Here is a 232-nt window from a genome sequence, read left to right as displayed (position 1 = left end):
CTCGCACCCAGCGAAAATTAAAGCATCAAATTGCCAAACTCCACCAGAAAATCGCCCGTCAAAGACTCGATTTTACTCATAAAGAAACTGCAAAATTAGTTGAAGTGGCGGCATTGATCGCCACCGAAAAACTCACCGTTAAGAACATGACTCGCAGTGCCAAAGGTACTGTCGAGAAAAACGGAAAAATGGTGAAACAAAAGGCTGGTCTGAATCGGGAAATTCTGAACAC

1 protein-coding gene is annotated in these 232 nt (G+C 43.5%); it reads left to right on the top strand.

The genetic code is table 11. The features are described from left to right. On the top strand, window positions 1-232 hold a 232-nt coding region (locus AAEY97_RS21545; RefSeq protein WP_351001447.1), incomplete at both ends, for a transposase.

This window comes from Shewanella sp. TB7-MNA-CIBAN-0143, from assembly GCF_040310065.1.
Taxonomy (GTDB): domain Bacteria; phylum Pseudomonadota; class Gammaproteobacteria; order Enterobacterales; family Shewanellaceae; genus Shewanella.
Note: the sequence above shows the minus strand (reverse complement) of the source record. Positions and strands in the feature narration are given on the sequence as shown.